Genomic DNA, 15232 nt, shown 5'->3' on the forward strand with positions numbered 1-15232 from the left:
TTCGATATCATTCTGAAAATCAGATTGCTTTTTTGCCACTGATTTATCTCATTTCTCTACAGCAAATCTTCTTTTTTAGTAAACTTGAATTTGCGACTTTCTTTTTTCTGAGGTTTTTCATCTTCATGCTGTTTAATGGCTTCTTTTGATAGTTGTTCTCGTTCTTGTTTAGAAGCATCAAAGCGTTCAGCATATACTTCTTCTTTTGGTTTGTCATTCATAAATAAAACCTCCCTCATCACTTGTTGGATAATTCTATTTTATCACTCGTCAAAAGCTAGTGGAAACGTTTTGCTTAGGAAGAAAAATGATTTTTCTAAGAGAAGCTTGCATGTGATTCCTAAACAAGCTAAAATAATACTATTGAGAACTTGTTCCTGTAGCTCAGTAGGATAGAGCAATCGCCTCCTAAGCGATAGGTCGCTGGTTCAATTCCAGTCAGGAACGTTAAAAACCTGTAACCGTTGTGGTTCAGGTTTTTTTGTTTGTGTGGGACCAAGATAGTTTTCTACGCTACATTCGATTTTTCTGGTGAATGAAAGACAGCTTTTCTAAATTTTTTTGATAAAGGAAAAGTAAACATACAAATAAGCAATAATAACTGGCTCAAAGTGATGATAGTTAAGCAAACTGTTTGGTATTTGACCAGTAAATAAAAATGGATGCCTAATTCGATAATATTAATCAAGATAAGGTACAAGTAGTATTGTTTCTTTATTTTACATTGATAAATACAGTAGAAACTGAACCGATAATCTAAACAAACCAAAAATAGCAAAATGAATTTGTGGATTGTTGTGAGCAGGTCATGTTGATTAGCTAAACGATGAAAAAACAATAACGCAGTTGGCAGAGGGATATAAAGCGTTAATAGTAAGACAAAAAAATAAACAATAAAGGGCATACTATCTCTCCATCATTTTTTCTAATTTTTAATAATAAATGTTGTTTTTGTCAATCTTATCAAAAAACAGAAAATGTATTAATAGAATTTCGTGATAGATAGTATAAATAATTTTTATAAAAAACTTGAACAACAGGATCAAAAAATCGCTTATTCGACCATCTTTCAGTGAGTAGCGGGGAAAAGTGTTGTCTGTAATAGAAATAATCATCACAAAAAAGAGAAGAAGTCTGTAGTACCCCCAAAAGTTAGACCAAAAATCTAACTTTTGGAGGTCGTTTAAGATTTCTCCTCTTTTTTTGTATCGTTTTATCAGATTAAGCCCAGTCACCATTTCTAAATACTGGAACAGTAGAACCGTCTTCACGGATACCGTCAATATTCATTTGGTCAGAACCAACCATAAAATCAACATGGGTTTGGCTGCGGTTAAGACCAGCTTGCGCAAGTTCTTCATCGGTCATTTCAGTACCACCTTCGACACTAAAGGCATACGCAGATCCTAGAGCTAAGTGATTCGACGCGTTTTCGTCAAATAGAGTATTGTAAAAGATAATACCCGATTGAGAAATTGGCGAAGGATCGGGAACGAGCGCTACTTCTCCTAATGAGCGTGCGCCTTCATCAGTGTTGAGCAAGGTTTCCAATACTTCTTGACCTTGTTCAGCAGAAAAATCAATGACTTTTCCAGCTTCAAAAGTAAACTTCATCCCTGAGATGATCGTACCTGCATAGCTCAATGGTTTTGTACTAGAGATATAACCATCGATCCGTCGGTAATCAGGTGCAGTAAACACTTCTTCAGTAGGCATATTTGCCATGAATTTTTCTCCACGGGAGTTGTAACTTCCTGCGCCTTCCCAAAGATGATTTTTTGGTAGACCAATGACGATATCTGTGCCAGGGGCAGTATAGTGCAGGGCAGTAAACTGTTCTTGATTTAATTCATCGGCTTTTTTTGCTAATTTTTCATCATGTTCTTTCCAAGCCTGTACAGGATCTTCTTCGTAAATACGAGTTGTTTTAAAAATTTGATCCCATAACGCATCCAGTTGTTCTTCTTCTGGTAAATCTGGGAAAACTTTAGCTGCCCATTGTTTACCAGCCGCAGCGACTACAGTCCAGCTTACTTTATTTGCTTGGGTCGCTTTTCTTAGATTCATCATTGCTTTGCCAGCGGCAGTTTGATACGTAGCGATTCGTTTTCCATCTACGCCACCAAAAGCATCTGGATCGGCAGATACAACACTGATTCGGCTAGCACCTTTAGCGATCCAATCATCAGTCTGATCAATTTTATATTGTGGAACAGTTTCAAGACGGTCTTGTGCAGCGTAAGAAAGAAATTCTTTTTGGATCACGTCGTCCGTCCATTGTACGATCACTTCAGCTGCACCTAAACGATAGGCTTCTTTGGTGATCAAGCGAGCTAATGGGGCTTGATCGACGTTGATTTGTAAAACAACTGTATGGTCTTTTTCGACGTTTACGCCGGTTTCAACAATTAATCGTGCATATTTTTCGAGGTTCTCATTAAAATTTTCTAACATAATCCATTTCCTCCTAATGTTTCATCCAATAGCTATTTGTATGATAACATTTAATTCTTTTAGAGACAATCTGCCAGAATCGTAAAATAAAAAAATGGGTGTTCTTCTAAATGATGTCTAAAATTTATAAAATTGATTGTTTTTAAAGTAATTTTTTAAAAATAAAAAAACAAGTTGTGCATAACAAAATAATCATGTTACAATTAAATTAATCAATGGTGGAAGCGTTATAAATAATTTCAAGGAGATTAAAAAATTATGGCAAGAAAAAAGACGATCACAAAAGATCAGATTTTGGCAGCCGCTTTTGAAGTGGCTACCACAGAAGGATTTTCAAAATTTACGGCAAGGAATATTGCAAATAAAATGAATTGTTCGACTCAACCGATTTATCTTGAGTTCAAAAACATGGATGATCTGAAGCAAGCCTTATTTGCTCAGATTTACGAGTACTTGAAGCATGAAGTGTTCCCAGTTGTACATACAGGAAATACCATTATCGATTTAGCTGTAAACTATATTGATTTTGCCAATCGAGAGAAAAAATTATACAGTTCTCTGTACTTAGAAGAATATGGTGGGGGAAGGGAGATGCAAAACTTCTCTTATAATTATTTTGTCGAGACGGTCAAGAAAGATCCAGAGTATGCTGATCTATCTGCGGAACAAATTGAGTCTTTGCATAACACAATTTGGATCATCGCTACAGGATTAGCGGCACTGATGTCTTCAAGTATCATTCATCCGACCAAGGAACAAATTGAAAAAATGATCCAAGATAGCATCAATGCGACGCTAAATACGAAAGAAACGATCCAAGTGAATTAAACAAACTACTTGAAGTATTTCTCGAAAGTCTTTCTCAAACATACACATTGATTTTTTGAAATTAAAAAAGCTTCTAAAAACATGATAAAAAGAACGTGTGACGCTAACTCTCTCCAGCATCACACGTTCTTTTTATCAAATAATTGAAGTTTTGCCAAAAGTTCTCAGCTGTGAGCTGACTGCTTTGGCCTATAATTTTGAAACAAGCGCCTTAGCAAATGCTTCGAGTTTTTCGATGTCTTCTTCTTCAGCGTTTAAATCAACTTTAACATTTTCTGTTCCTTTGACTGCTCCTGTTTTCGCAAAGGCAGCATCAAAGTCATCTACGGACTTACAAAATTCATCATAAAAAGTGTCTCCAGAACCACAAACGCCATAGATTTTTCCAGACAAGTCAAGTTCTTGTAAATCTTCATATAAGTCTACGATCTCATCTGGTAAGTCACCATCATCGTATGTATAAGTTGCGACGACACAAATATCTGCATCCTCAAATTCATCTGCATCCACTTGAGTACACTCATTGATTTCAACATCAATATCTAAATTTTCAAAAGCTTCTGCTACGATATCAGCAATTTCTTCTGTATTGCCAGTCATACTTGCGTAAACGATTTTTGCTAAAGCCATGGGTTGCCTCCTACTTATTGATATATGATCCTCTAACATTTACAGATTATACCAAAACCTTTACTAAAAGAAAACAAGTCATGTGAAGAGAATCTGATTTGGCGAACGACCGGACACTATGGTAAAATGAGGAAGATTTGTAAAAAGGAGACGAAAATATGATTACATTGAAATCAGCACGAGAAATTGAAACAATGGCTGAGTCTGGCGCGTTGTTAGCGGATGTACATAAAAATCTGCGAGATTTTATCAAACCAGGCGTGACGAGTTGGGATATTGAAGTTTTTGTTCGTAACTATATTGAAAGCCATGGTGGGATTGCGGCTCAAATTGGATTTGAAGGCTATGAGTATGCGACTTGTATTAGCATCAATGACGAAATTTGTCATGGATTTCCACGTAAAAAACCGCTGAAAAATGGCGATTTAGTGAAAGTGGATATGTGTATCGATTTAAAAGGCGGCATATCTGATTCTTGTTGGGCTTATGTAGTGGGAGAGTCAACACCGGAAATTGACCGCTTGATGGAAGTGACAAAAAAAGCTTTGTATCTAGGAATCGAACAAGCGCAAGTTGGGAACCGAATTGGCGACATTGGTCATGCTATCCAAACTTATGTTGAAAGTGAAAACTTAGCGGTTGTCCGTGACTTTATTGGTCATGGTGTGGGTCCAACGATCCATGAAGAACCTGCTGTCCCTCATTATGGTGAAGCAGGAAAAGGTCTACGGTTAAAAGAAGGGATGGTTATTACCATTGAGCCAATGGTTAATACTGGAACTTGGAAAATGAAAATGGATCCAAATGGCTGGACTGCTTATACAAGAGATGGTGGCTTGTCTTGCCAATATGAACATACACTGGCAATTACGAAAGATGGACCAAGAATCTTAACTTCTCAAGGTGAAGAAGGTACGTATTGAGAAGCTAGATCAATAAGGAGAATTTGATGAAATTATTAGGGAAAATAAAGCAAAACGAAAATTTAATGCGTTTTATTGCAACAACAAAAAAACGGATCACTGATTCAGAAATGGGTACCACGTCAGTTGTTGTGGCGTATTATTTATTATTGTCTTTATTTCCCCTAATTATTGCGTTTGGTAATATTTTGCCATTTCTAAAGATCGATCAAGAGACAGTATTGACTTATGTGCGGCAAATCATCCCTGAGACGGTCTATCAGTTTATCGGTCCTGCGATTCGAAATTTGTTAACGCAAAGTTCCGGTGGCTTGTTGTCGTTATCTGCTTTAGCTGCTTTGTGGTCTGCCAGTCAAAGTATCAACGCTTTACAAATTGCCATGAATAAGGCTTATGGTGTAGAAAATAGAAAGAATTTTTTGATCGTCCGTTTCTTTTCATTAGTAGTGATTTTGCTTTTCATGATTGCGATTAGTGGAGTAACGATTTTTTTAGGACTGGGTCAAATGATACTTGAAGCGCTCCAACCGATTTTTAATTTTTCTGGCAATGTGATCATCCAGTTCCAAACTTTGAAATGGCCGATTACCTTAGTTGTCTTATTTATCATTATGTTTTTGATTTATGTGATAGTACCGAATGCGCAATTAAAACTAAAAGCAGTGATTCCGGGAACGATTTTTGCTACTGTCGGCTGGATGTTGCTATCTCAGGTGTTTGGAATCTACGCAAAATACTTTGCAACAAGAGTCAGTGGATACCAAATCATCGGGAGTTTCATCGTCTTGATGCTATGGCTCAATTTTGCTGCTACAATCATTATATTTGGCGGAATCATCAATGCTGTTGTGCAAGAATACATAACAGGTAACGAAATCAAGAAAAGACGAGTTTCCACAAATAAATGGTGGATTCGTTTCAAAAATAAATTTTCTCATAAAAAAAAATAGAACTGCGAGTTTTTATTGCTTGAGTGTTTTATAATAATTCTAGACTCTTAATTAAAGTAGGTGCCAATATGCTTGTTTCATTTAGTATGGTTGTCAAATTTTTTTTAACAATCTTGTTATCTTTAGTACTAACGCCCATATTTAAAATTATTTCTGTCCAAACCGGAATGGTGGATAAACCGAATGCGCGACGTATTAATGAAATACCTATGCCTTCAGCTGGGGGACTACCCATTTTTATTTCATTTGTCGTATCCACCTTATTGTTTTTTCGTGACATCATTCCCAAATTTTATATCATTCCTATTTTACTAGCTTCCTTAGTGATCATTCTAACGGGAGTACTGGATGATAAATACGAGTTGACGCCTAAACAAAAGTCCGTCGGGATCTTATTAGCAGCGTTGATCGTCTATTTTGTGGCAGATATTCACATTGATTCAGTAACATTGCCCTTTTTTGGTTATATCGAATTGGGTTGGCTGAGTTTTCCTGTGACCATTTTTTGGATTTTCGGTATCACTAATGCAATTAATTTGATTGATGGATTAGACGGCTTGGCAACCGGAATCTCGTTGATCGGGTTGATTACAATTGGTATTATCGGATATTTTTTCCTACATGCTTCTACAGTATACATACCAATCGTCATATTCTGTTTAGTGGCAAGCATTATTGGCTTTTTTCCTTATAATTTTTATCCTGCCAAAATTTACTTAGGAGACACTGGGGCATTGTTCTTAGGATTTATGATGGCTGTTCTTTCTCTACAAGGTCTGAAGAATGTAACATTTGTTTCTTCTATCTCATTATTGATTGTGATGGGCGTTCCAGTAACAGATACATTTTTTGCGATTATTCGCAGAAAAGCGAACCGTGTCTCTTTTTCTACAGCAGATAAAAAACACCTACATCATCGATTATTGAGTCTAGGTTTTACGCATAAAGGAGCAGTTTTGACCATTTATGCTATGGCATTGATGTTTTCATTCACTGCCATGATCATGAACTATACTGGGCGTCTCGGTTCGATTGTTTTGATCGTTTCGATGCTATTTGCGGCTATTTTATTGTTTGAGTTGATTGGATTGATCAACGAGAAGCATCAGTACATTCTTAAAACTTTACGTTTTTTAGGCAATAAAGAATATCGAACACAAGTCATACAGAAATATAAAAGGAAATGGACTAGACACTAATGAAAATAAATCAAAAACAACCGATTTTAATTAGCATCGTAACGGCTAATAGTCAAAAGATTTTTCAAACGTTAGATACGCTTCTAGCCAGCATAAATGACCAAGCCATGGTTGAGATCTTGATTTTCGATAATGCTTCGTCGATTGACTACCAAGAACGATTGAAAGAATATCTAAAGTATCCGTTTGTCAAAATCTATTTTAATCAGGAAAATAAAGGATTTGGTTATGGACATAACCATAATTTATTAACGAGTGACTTTTCTTATGCTGTGATCTTTAACCCAGATATTCTGGTGGATCAGCAGACAGTCGTTGACTTGGTCAAACTTTTGCAGGAACATCCAGAATGTGCCATGTTAGCACCTAAAATATTGAATGAAGATGGAACGACACAACATTTGATTCGCCAAAAATTAGATGTATTCGATTATGTATTGCGGTTTATTCCGGCTCGTTTTGTCAAGCAGTTGTTTGCTCAACGTTTAGCAAAATTCGAATGCCATGATTTGTCAGAAACAACCAATAGCTACGTGCGTATGATCTCTGGTAGTTTTATGGTCGTTGATGTCAATAAATTTAAAAAAGTCAACGGGTTTGATAATCGCTATTTTATGTATTTTGAAGATAATGATCTTTGCTTAACTTTTGAAAAAGCAGGAGAAAAACTCCTTTATACGCCGTTATATACGATTGTTCATTTATATGGAAAAGGCGCTCATCGCAATTTTAAACTTTTTCGTATCTTTTTACAGTCAATGGTGAAATTTTTCAATAAGTGGGGGTGGACTTTCTTTTGACCATACCCAAAATAGTAGTCGTTATCGTATTATACCAGCAGCGTTTTAGTCAATCGCCTTCTTTTGATCTGCTCATGAAAGCTGTCAAAGAGAAGAAGATCCAACTGGTTGTTTATGATAATAGTCCCGTTATGCAATTGGAGCCATTATTAGAACAAAACGAAGATATAAGCTACTATCATGATCCATCAAATCCTGGTCTGGCTACGGCTTATAATTATGCGTTGAATCATGCACAGCAGAATATTCGCTATTTCGTTACACTCGATCATGATAGTCAATTGACTGCAACGTATTTTGATACGCTATTAACGATTGATTGGACAGATGAATTGGTTGCAGCAGTTCCGTTGGTTTATGCTGGAAGCAACCAAATATCGCCTGTTTTTGCGGATCGCTATATCAATCGTCAAGTTGAAAAGGTTGAGCGATCACAGCTCAGTCAAAGACGAATCATGGCGATTAATTCGGGCGCTGTTTTTTCTATCAAATTTTTAAAGGAAATTGGCGGTTTTAATTTAGATTTTCCCCTTGATTTCTTGGATCATTGGCTTTTTTGGACGATCTATCAGTTCAAAAAGACGGTTTTTATCTTACCTGAAAAAATGGAACATGATCTTTCAGTTCTTGATTATCAGAAAGTTTCTGTTACAAGGTATCAGTCGATACTGAAAGCTGAAAAAACTTTTTATCAAAATTATGATAAAGAAATGTTACCGCGTCATCGAAAACAATTATTGTTACGTACAGTAAAACAATTTTTAACAGTCAGAAATCGTAAAATATGGCGTTTGACATTACAATCATTTACTGAAAACTGAAGGGTGTGAATTTGTGCGATCAGTTTGTATGGCTACCTTTAATGGTGGCAGATATTTAAGAGAACAATTGGATAGTATTTTAAACCAACTGACACTTGAGGATGAATTGATTATTTCAGATGATGGATCGACAGATGAAACTTGTCAAATTATAAAGGAATACACGCAACTAGACAATCGAATCAAATTTGTTGAAGGACCAAGGCAAGGTGTCATTGCCAACTTCAACCATGCCATTCAACAATCTAAAGGTGACATCATTTTTTTAGCAGACCAAGATGATGTTTGGCTACCTAATAAGGTGGCTAAGATCACCGCATATTTTGAAGAAAATCCGCAACAATTAGTAGTAGTGAGTGATCTAGTGATTGTGGATGGTCAACTCAATGAGATACACGCGTCGTATTTTTCCTATCGGCATTCCCGAACAGGCTGGCTCAATAATTTGATTCGAAGTAATTATATCGGTGCCGGCATGGCTTTTCGATCTTCATTAAAGAAAAAAATAGTACCGATTCCTTCTGAAGTACCAATGCATGATATGTGGATTGGAATGTTAGGTGGAACTCGTGTTGGGTTTATTAGAGAAACATTGACACTTTATCGTAGACATGATTTTAATGTGAGTGAAATCAAAACAAACACTAAACTAACCCAAAAAATTACCTGGCGGTTGAATCTGATCAAGGCGCTTGTGAAGAGAAAATGGTTTGGAATTAATAAAAGATAGTTAAATCGTTAATAATTCCATGACAAATAACAAGTTTGATGAGATAATAACAAGGTGAATTTTAAATTGAAAAGGAGAATTTATACTCATGAAGGGAATCATTCTTGCTGGGGGAAGTGGTACACGCTTATACCCTCTAACTAAGGCAACTTCAAAACAGTTGATGCCAGTCTACGATAAACCAATGATCTACTATCCAATGTCTACACTAATGCTAGCGGGTATCAAAGAAATCCTGATTATCTCTACTCCTCAAGATACACCAAGATTTAAAGAACTGTTTGGTAATGGGGCAGAGTTAGGATTACAAATTGAGTATGCAGTGCAAGAAAGTCCAGATGGGCTAGCACAGGCTTTTATTATCGGTGAAGAATTTATCGGTGATGATAGTGTGTGCTTAGTTTTAGGAGATAACATCTATTACGGTGGTGGCTTATCTAAAATGCTTCAACGCGCTGCTTCTAAAGATACTGGAGCAACAGTGTTTGGTTACCACGTTAATGATCCAGAACGTTTTGGTGTTGTAGAATTTGATGAAAAGATGCAGGCTCTGTCAATCGAAGAAAAACCTGCACTACCAAAATCAAATTATGCAGTAACAGGGTTATATTTTTATGATAATGATGTTATTTCGATTGCGAAAAACATCAAACCTTCTGAACGTGGTGAATTAGAGATCACTGATGTAAACAAAGTCTATCTAGAAAAAGGAAAACTATCTGTTGAATTGATGGGTAGAGGTTTTGCTTGGTTAGACACTGGCACGCATGAATCTCTTCTAGAGGCATCCACATTTATTGAAACGATTGAAAAACGTCAAAATCTCAAGGTAGCTTGCTTAGAAGAAATCGCCTACCGAATGGGATATATCACTAAAGAGCAATTACTTGCATTAGCTCAACCGTTGAAAAAAAATCAATATGGTCAATATCTTTTACAGTTGGCCAACAATTAAGGGAGTCTGAAGTAATGAAAGTAACTGATACTAATTTAACAGATGTGAAGATCATTGAAATGGATGTTTTTGGTGATCATCGTGGCTTTTTTACCGAAAGTTATTCCAAAGCAAAATTTGTTGAACATGGTTTAGATTTTGATTTTGTTCAAGATAATCATTCATTATCGGCAGAAGCTGGTGTTATCCGCGGACTGCATTTCCAAAAAGGAGAAGCAGCACAAACGAAATTGATTCGGGTAACTTCTGGTGCTGTTTTAGATGTGATTGTCGATATTCGTAAAGGAAGTCCAACCTATGGTAAATGGGAAGGCTTTATCTTATCTGAACACAACCATCGACAACTTTTGGTGCCTAAAGGTTATGCTCATGGATTTGTGACATTGACACCAAATGTCAATTTTCTTTACAAATGTGATAATTACTACAATGCACAAGCTGATGGTGGGATTGCCTTTGATGATCCAGACTTAGCGATTGATTGGCCTATCGATCTTTCCAAAGCGATTATGTCTGAAAAGGATCAGCATCATCCAACTTTAAAAGAGTTTGAAGCAGAAAATCCATTTGTTTATGGTGAAATTTAGGATTGCAAGGAGAATTTTTATATGAAAAATATCATTGTTACTGGTGGTGCCGGATTTATCGGCTCAAATTTCGTCCACTATGTGGTCAATCATCATCCAGAGGTTCATGTTACGGTGTTAGATAAATTGACTTATGCTGGGAATAAAGAGAACTTAGCAGGGCTACCTAGTGACCGTGTAGAATTGGTCGTTGGTGATGTTGCGGATGCAGAATTAGTGGATCGTTTAGTCAAAGAAGCAGACGCCGTAGTCCACTATGCAGCAGAATCACATAACGATAATTCGCTAAAAGATCCATTTCCTTTTGTCCAAACCAATATTATTGGTACGTACACCCTGTTAGAAGCTTGTCGTAAATACAATGTTCGTTACCATCATGTATCCACCGATGAAGTGTATGGGGATTTACCTTTACGTGAAGATTTACCAGGTCATGGAGAAGGCGAAGGGGAAAAATTTACAGCTGAAACACCTTATAATCCATCAAGTCCATATTCTTCAACTAAAGCGGGCTCTGATCTATTAGTGAAAGCTTGGGTTCGTTCATTTGGGTTGCAAGCAACGATCTCAAATTGTTCAAACAACTATGGACCGTATCAACATATTGAGAAATTTATTCCTCGTCAAGTTACTAATATTTTAAGTGGTATACGTCCAAAACTATATGGTGAAGGAAAAAACGTTCGTGATTGGATCCATACGAATGACCATTCATCTGCGGTTTGGTTGATTTTGACTAAAGGAAAAATCGGTGAAACTTATTTGATCGGTGCCGATGGGGAAGAAGATAACAAAACAGTCATGGAATTGATTTTGGAACTTATGGGACAACCCAAAGATGCTTACGACCATGTCAACGATCGTGCAGGACATGATTTACGTTATGCAATTGATTCGACAAGGTTACGTGAGGAGCTAGGTTGGCAACCTGAATTTACCAACTTCCGTGATGGTTTAGCTGATACAATCAAATGGTATGAAGAACACCAAGATTGGTGGAAGAAAGAAAAAGAAGCTGTGGAAGCAGCCTATGCCAAAAATGGTCAATAAATGATGATAAATAAGCCGGATTTAATGAACTCTCAAAAAATTCGGGTAAAAAAGGCACGCATGAAGTTGTAAAACGTGCAGAAAAAAATTAGTATAAAAATAGGAATTGTTTATTGGCAATTGTAAGGGGAGCTGTGACAGATGTTGCAGACCCCTTTTTAAAACAAAAAAGAGGAGAGATCAGAATGTTCTTATTAACCGGAGGAAATGGTCAACTTGGAACGGAATTACGCCATTTATTAGATGAAAAAGGAATGGCTTATGTGTCAACTGATGCTGCTGAGCTGGATATTACTGATGCAGAAAAAACAATGGAGTATATTACAAACTTAAAGCCAGAAATTATTTTTCATTGTGCAGCGTATACAGCCGTTGATAAAGCAGAAGAAGAAGGCAAAGAATTAGATGAGAAGATTAACGTTGATGGAACTAAAAATGTGGCATTGGCTGCAAAAGCAGTGAATGCTAAATTAGTATATATCAGTACGGATTATGTCTTTGATGGCAAAAAGAAAGACCAAGAATACCGCGAAGACGATCCAACTAACCCATTGAATGAGTATGGTCGCACAAAATTACTAGGGGAACAAGCAGTTCAAGAAATCTTAGAAGACTATTATATTATCCGTACTTCATGGGTATTTGGTGTTTATGGACATAATTTTGTCTTTACAATGCAACGTTTAGCCGAAACGCATGATCGTTTAACTATTGTTAATGATCAATATGGTCGCCCAACTTGGACTCGAACACTTGCTGAATTTATGGTATATGTGATTGAAAAACAAGCACCTTATGGCGTATATCAGTTATCCAATGATAATAGCTGTTCATGGTATGAATTTGCCAAAGAAATCTTAAAAGATACGGATGTCGAAGTAGCACCAGTCACTTCAGCAGAGTATCCACAAAAAGCAGTTCGCCCACAATATTCTGTGATGAGTCTAAAGAAAGCAGAAGATCTAGGCTTTGTCATTCCGACATGGCAAGAAGCATTAGCAAAAATGTTGGAAGCAGCTGAAAGTTTGAAATAGCAAACTTGTTTTTCCGTAAAAAAAAGAACAAACTAGAAATTGGAGAATCGCATGGAAAAACAAACAAGACGCGCGCAACGAACAGCCGCGAAGCCTGAGCGCACAGATCATTCTGTTCTTGATGTCTTTCTAAAACTTCGTTACCTCATCGGATTGCTAGTCATTGTAGTTATTGTAACGTTTAATTTGAATGGTAGTTCATTGGGTGTATGGGATAAATATGTATCGCAACGAGATGACGGAAAGAAAACTGATGTCATCTTCGGGCAAAATAGGGAAGTTCGTTCAGATGAATGGCTCGTGCAAACACCTTTTTATCTTTCACAAGCTGAAAATGACTATCCTTTAGTAAATCCCGATTATTCCTTAAATGGACAAAATATGATCATTGCTTATAATTCTCCTGTTAAAGATATCACAGTTATTGGTAAACCATTCAATTGGGGATTCTTTTTCTTGGGAAGAGATCGTGGGCTTTCGTTTTATTGGGCAATGAAATTAGTGGTCATGGTTTTATTGGGATATGAAGTTTTAATGATTTTGACAAAAAGAAAAAAAGCTTTATCACTCATAGGCGCCTTTGCCTTAACTTTCTCACCAGCAGTCCAGTGGTGGTTCATGCAACACGTGGGAGATCTGATTTTCTTCACATTAGGACTAATGGTTGCTTTTTATCATTATTTTTACCAACATCAAAAAAAATGGGTACGAGCAATGATGATGAGTTTGATCGTCATATTTGGTCTAGGTTTTATCCTGGTGATTTATCCAGCCCATCAAGTTATGCTTGCTTATTTTCTTGTCTTTTATTTTGTTGGGTTATTGCTCTATTATGGGAAGCGAATCACTTGGGATTGGTTTGATGCAGTACTGATCATTGGGGCAATATTATTTATAGGTGGCGTACTGATCCACTTTTGGTTAACCTCTAAAGATGCGTTACTGGCTTCTTTAAATACCTTATATCCAGGAAAACGAGTAAGTACAGGAGGAAAATGGCATTTAGGAGAGTTCTTTTATTTTCTGACAAACTGGAAAATTTCGTTTAAAGATATCAATTTTTCTAATAATTCTGAAGTTGCTCTGTTTTATCATTTCTTCCCGACCGTCTTTTTAGCAAGCCCATTTGTTTTATTTGGTAAAAAAAATAGTGAACAAAAACTGTTTGGACGGATTTTAATGCTCTTTTGTCTGTTTTCAATTTATTGGATTACTTTAGGATTACCAAAATGGCTCGCTGAACTCACTTTATTATCTTACGTGCCACCTTTTAGAGCAATCTTAACCTTTAGTTTTGCAGCTTGCCTCTTAACCATATGGTTTATTGCCTATATTTGGCAAGAAGATGTGATCCCAACATGGTATAAATTTTTCCTATTGTTGGCGAACGCGGGAATCTTTGCGTATGCTTTGGTCAATTCCAAAATGACAAAATACTTTACCGAATTAGAGATCACCATGATTGTGATTGTTGGTACGTTAATCCTAGCATTTATTCTGTTCCGACGTTGTCGATTGTTCTATCTTTCGTTTATCGCTTTGATTGTAGCTTCAGGTTTCTTTGTGAACCCAGTTGTAGAAGGAACTGGTGCGATCTTTGAAAAGACTCTGGCAAAAGAGATAAAAGCAATTGATCAGGCAGATCCACAACAAGTATGGTTAACAGAAGATGAGCTGTATAACTTTACACCAACATTAGGCGTAAAAGCTTTTAATTCGGTACGCTTTTATCCAGACATGAAGGCATGGGCTAAAATTGATCCAGATAAAAAATATGAAAAATATTATAATCGATATGCCCACACACGTGCCTTTATTGCTAAGGAAAAAACTTCATTTGTTTTAGATCGTCCAGATATGTTTTCTGTGACCCTCAACTTTAAAGATGCTGAAAAGCTTGGAATCAAATACGTGGTCAGCAAACGCCCGTTAACTGATTATAATCAATTGTACCAAGCACAATTCACTCAACTATACGGTCCTGATAAAGATGGTTATATGATTTTTGAAGTAACCTATCCTGAAAACGATCCATCTACAGCCAATAATGCTGTGAATAATACGGATAACCAAGTAGATGAATGGTCGTATACAGGCGGTTGAGAAAGTAATTATTAGGTATTGAGTAATTGATATGGGAGTGTAAGGAAGTAAATTTCTTTACTGCTTCTTCTGAAATTGCTCAGTACCTATTTTTAGGTTCCATGTTTTTTCTTTTAAAAAGAATGGATGAAGCACTAAAAGTGAGTTTTTTATCAATTAATCTAAAAA

The 15232-nt window shown here is 36.4% G+C and carries 16 protein-coding genes and 1 tRNA gene; 13 read left to right on the top strand and 4 right to left on the bottom strand.

Features of this window, described 5'->3' with window-relative positions:
• Nucleotides 1-56 precede the first annotated feature (56 nt).
• Nucleotides 57-221, bottom strand: coding sequence for a hypothetical protein (locus IGJ11_RS03680; RefSeq protein ID WP_207433123.1), 165 nt, complete (start codon nucleotides 219-221; stop codon nucleotides 57-59).
• A gap of 152 nt (nucleotides 222-373) precedes the next feature.
• Between IGJ11_RS03680 and IGJ11_RS03685 the strand changes: the two genes are divergently transcribed.
• A tRNA-Arg gene (locus IGJ11_RS03685) sits at nucleotides 374-447 on the top strand.
• 61 nt (nucleotides 448-508) lie between these two features.
• Here IGJ11_RS03685 and IGJ11_RS03690 read toward each other — a convergent pair.
• Nucleotides 509-904 (bottom strand): hypothetical protein, encoded by a 396-nt coding sequence (locus tag IGJ11_RS03690; RefSeq protein ID WP_034867835.1) that lies wholly within the window; start codon nucleotides 902-904, stop codon nucleotides 509-511.
• Nucleotides 905-1221: 317 nt separating this feature from the next.
• Nucleotides 1222-2454, bottom strand: coding sequence for an aminopeptidase (locus tag IGJ11_RS03695; protein ID WP_010719754.1), 1233 nt, complete (start codon nucleotides 2452-2454; stop codon nucleotides 1222-1224).
• Nucleotides 2455-2712: 258 nt separating this feature from the next.
• Here IGJ11_RS03695 and IGJ11_RS03700 point away from each other — a divergent pair, with 258 nt between their 5' ends.
• A complete protein-coding gene (locus IGJ11_RS03700) occupies nucleotides 2713-3282 on the top strand; it encodes a TetR/AcrR family transcriptional regulator (protein ID WP_010738183.1) in 570 nt (189 codons plus the stop codon).
• A gap of 189 nt (nucleotides 3283-3471) precedes the next feature.
• Here IGJ11_RS03700 and IGJ11_RS03705 read toward each other — a convergent pair whose 3' ends face one another.
• Nucleotides 3472-3912 carry a flavodoxin gene (locus tag IGJ11_RS03705; RefSeq protein ID WP_010719752.1) on the bottom strand — a complete coding sequence of 147 codons (441 nt, stop codon included), beginning with the start codon at nucleotides 3910-3912 and terminating at the stop codon, nucleotides 3472-3474.
• Between the two features lie 158 nt (nucleotides 3913-4070).
• Here IGJ11_RS03705 and map point away from each other — a divergent pair, with 158 nt between their 5' ends.
• The 11 genes from map to IGJ11_RS03760 all read left to right on the top strand — a co-directional run bounded on the left by map (nucleotide 4071) and on the right by IGJ11_RS03760 (nucleotide 15064).
• Nucleotides 4071-4835: a type I methionyl aminopeptidase gene (gene map / locus IGJ11_RS03710; RefSeq protein ID WP_010719751.1), complete on the top strand. Its 765-nt coding sequence runs from the start codon at nucleotides 4071-4073 to the stop codon at nucleotides 4833-4835.
• A gap of 26 nt (nucleotides 4836-4861) precedes the next feature.
• On the top strand, nucleotides 4862-5785 hold the full coding sequence (locus IGJ11_RS03715; RefSeq protein WP_010719750.1) for a YihY/virulence factor BrkB family protein: 924 nt from the start codon (nucleotides 4862-4864) through the stop codon (nucleotides 5783-5785).
• Nucleotides 5786-5853: 68 nt separating this feature from the next.
• Nucleotides 5854-6984, top strand: coding sequence for a glycosyltransferase family 4 protein (locus tag IGJ11_RS03720; RefSeq protein WP_010719749.1), 1131 nt, complete (start codon nucleotides 5854-5856; stop codon nucleotides 6982-6984).
• The gene (locus tag IGJ11_RS03725) at nucleotides 6984-7784 is read left to right on the top strand and encodes a glycosyltransferase (protein WP_010719748.1); all 801 of its coding nucleotides are present in this window, start codon (nucleotides 6984-6986) and stop codon (nucleotides 7782-7784) included. The genes IGJ11_RS03720 and IGJ11_RS03725 overlap by 1 nt, the downstream gene beginning before the upstream one ends.
• Nucleotides 7781-8605 carry a glycosyltransferase gene (locus IGJ11_RS03730; RefSeq protein WP_178306105.1) on the top strand — a complete coding sequence of 275 codons (825 nt, stop codon included), beginning with the start codon at nucleotides 7781-7783 and terminating at the stop codon, nucleotides 8603-8605. Before IGJ11_RS03725 ends, IGJ11_RS03730 begins: the two co-directional genes overlap by 4 nt.
• Before the next feature lie 13 nt (nucleotides 8606-8618).
• Nucleotides 8619-9335 (top strand): glycosyltransferase family 2 protein, encoded by a 717-nt coding sequence (locus tag IGJ11_RS03735; RefSeq protein WP_178286540.1) that lies wholly within the window; start codon nucleotides 8619-8621, stop codon nucleotides 9333-9335.
• 88 nt (nucleotides 9336-9423) lie between these two features.
• On the top strand, nucleotides 9424-10290 hold the full coding sequence (rfbA, locus tag IGJ11_RS03740; RefSeq protein ID WP_010719745.1) for a glucose-1-phosphate thymidylyltransferase RfbA: 867 nt from the start codon (nucleotides 9424-9426) through the stop codon (nucleotides 10288-10290).
• A gap of 14 nt (nucleotides 10291-10304) precedes the next feature.
• Entirely contained in the window at nucleotides 10305-10877 is a 573-nt protein-coding gene (gene rfbC / locus IGJ11_RS03745; protein WP_010719744.1) for a dTDP-4-dehydrorhamnose 3,5-epimerase, read from the top strand.
• Nucleotides 10878-10898: 21 nt separating this feature from the next.
• Nucleotides 10899-11927, top strand: a complete 1029-nt coding sequence (gene rfbB / locus IGJ11_RS03750; protein ID WP_010719743.1) for a dTDP-glucose 4,6-dehydratase — start codon at nucleotides 10899-10901, stop codon at nucleotides 11925-11927.
• A gap of 185 nt (nucleotides 11928-12112) precedes the next feature.
• Nucleotides 12113-12961, top strand: coding sequence for a dTDP-4-dehydrorhamnose reductase (rfbD, locus tag IGJ11_RS03755; RefSeq protein ID WP_053766096.1), 849 nt, complete (start codon nucleotides 12113-12115; stop codon nucleotides 12959-12961).
• A gap of 51 nt (nucleotides 12962-13012) precedes the next feature.
• On the top strand, nucleotides 13013-15064 hold the full coding sequence (locus IGJ11_RS03760; protein WP_207433125.1) for a DUF7657 domain-containing protein: 2052 nt from the start codon (nucleotides 13013-13015) through the stop codon (nucleotides 15062-15064).
• The last annotated feature ends 168 nt before the right edge of the window (nucleotides 15065-15232 follow it).

The organism is Enterococcus sp. DIV0691 (genome assembly GCF_051711145.1).
Taxonomy (GTDB): Bacteria; Bacillota; Bacilli; order Lactobacillales; family Enterococcaceae; genus Enterococcus_B; species Enterococcus_B hirae.

Excerpts from the sequence above, each read along its gene's own strand:
- map (WP_010719751.1), top strand. The coding sequence starts at position 4,071 with ATGATTACATTGAAATCAGCACGAGAAATTGAAACAATGGCTGAGTCT.
- IGJ11_RS03725 (WP_010719748.1), top strand. The coding sequence starts at position 6,984 with ATGAAAATAAATCAAAAACAACCGATTTTAATTAGCATCGTAACGGCT.
- IGJ11_RS03720 (WP_010719749.1), top strand. The coding sequence starts at position 5,854 with ATGCTTGTTTCATTTAGTATGGTTGTCAAATTTTTTTTAACAATCTTG.
- rfbB (WP_010719743.1), top strand. The coding sequence starts at position 10,899 with ATGAAAAATATCATTGTTACTGGTGGTGCCGGATTTATCGGCTCAAAT.
- IGJ11_RS03690 (WP_034867835.1), bottom strand. The coding sequence starts at position 904 with ATGCCCTTTATTGTTTATTTTTTTGTCTTACTATTAACGCTTTATATC.
- IGJ11_RS03680 (WP_207433123.1), bottom strand. The coding sequence starts at position 221 with ATGAATGACAAACCAAAAGAAGAAGTATATGCTGAACGCTTTGATGCT.
- IGJ11_RS03705 (WP_010719752.1), bottom strand. The coding sequence starts at position 3,912 with ATGGCTTTAGCAAAAATCGTTTACGCAAGTATGACTGGCAATACAGAA.
- IGJ11_RS03695 (WP_010719754.1), bottom strand. The coding sequence starts at position 2,454 with ATGTTAGAAAATTTTAATGAGAACCTCGAAAAATATGCACGATTAATT.
- rfbA (WP_010719745.1), top strand. The coding sequence starts at position 9,424 with ATGAAGGGAATCATTCTTGCTGGGGGAAGTGGTACACGCTTATACCCT.
- IGJ11_RS03760 (WP_207433125.1), top strand. The coding sequence starts at position 13,013 with ATGGAAAAACAAACAAGACGCGCGCAACGAACAGCCGCGAAGCCTGAG.
- rfbD (WP_053766096.1), top strand. The coding sequence starts at position 12,113 with ATGTTCTTATTAACCGGAGGAAATGGTCAACTTGGAACGGAATTACGC.
- IGJ11_RS03715 (WP_010719750.1), top strand. The coding sequence starts at position 4,862 with ATGAAATTATTAGGGAAAATAAAGCAAAACGAAAATTTAATGCGTTTT.
- IGJ11_RS03700 (WP_010738183.1), top strand. The coding sequence starts at position 2,713 with ATGGCAAGAAAAAAGACGATCACAAAAGATCAGATTTTGGCAGCCGCT.
- rfbC (WP_010719744.1), top strand. The coding sequence starts at position 10,305 with ATGAAAGTAACTGATACTAATTTAACAGATGTGAAGATCATTGAAATG.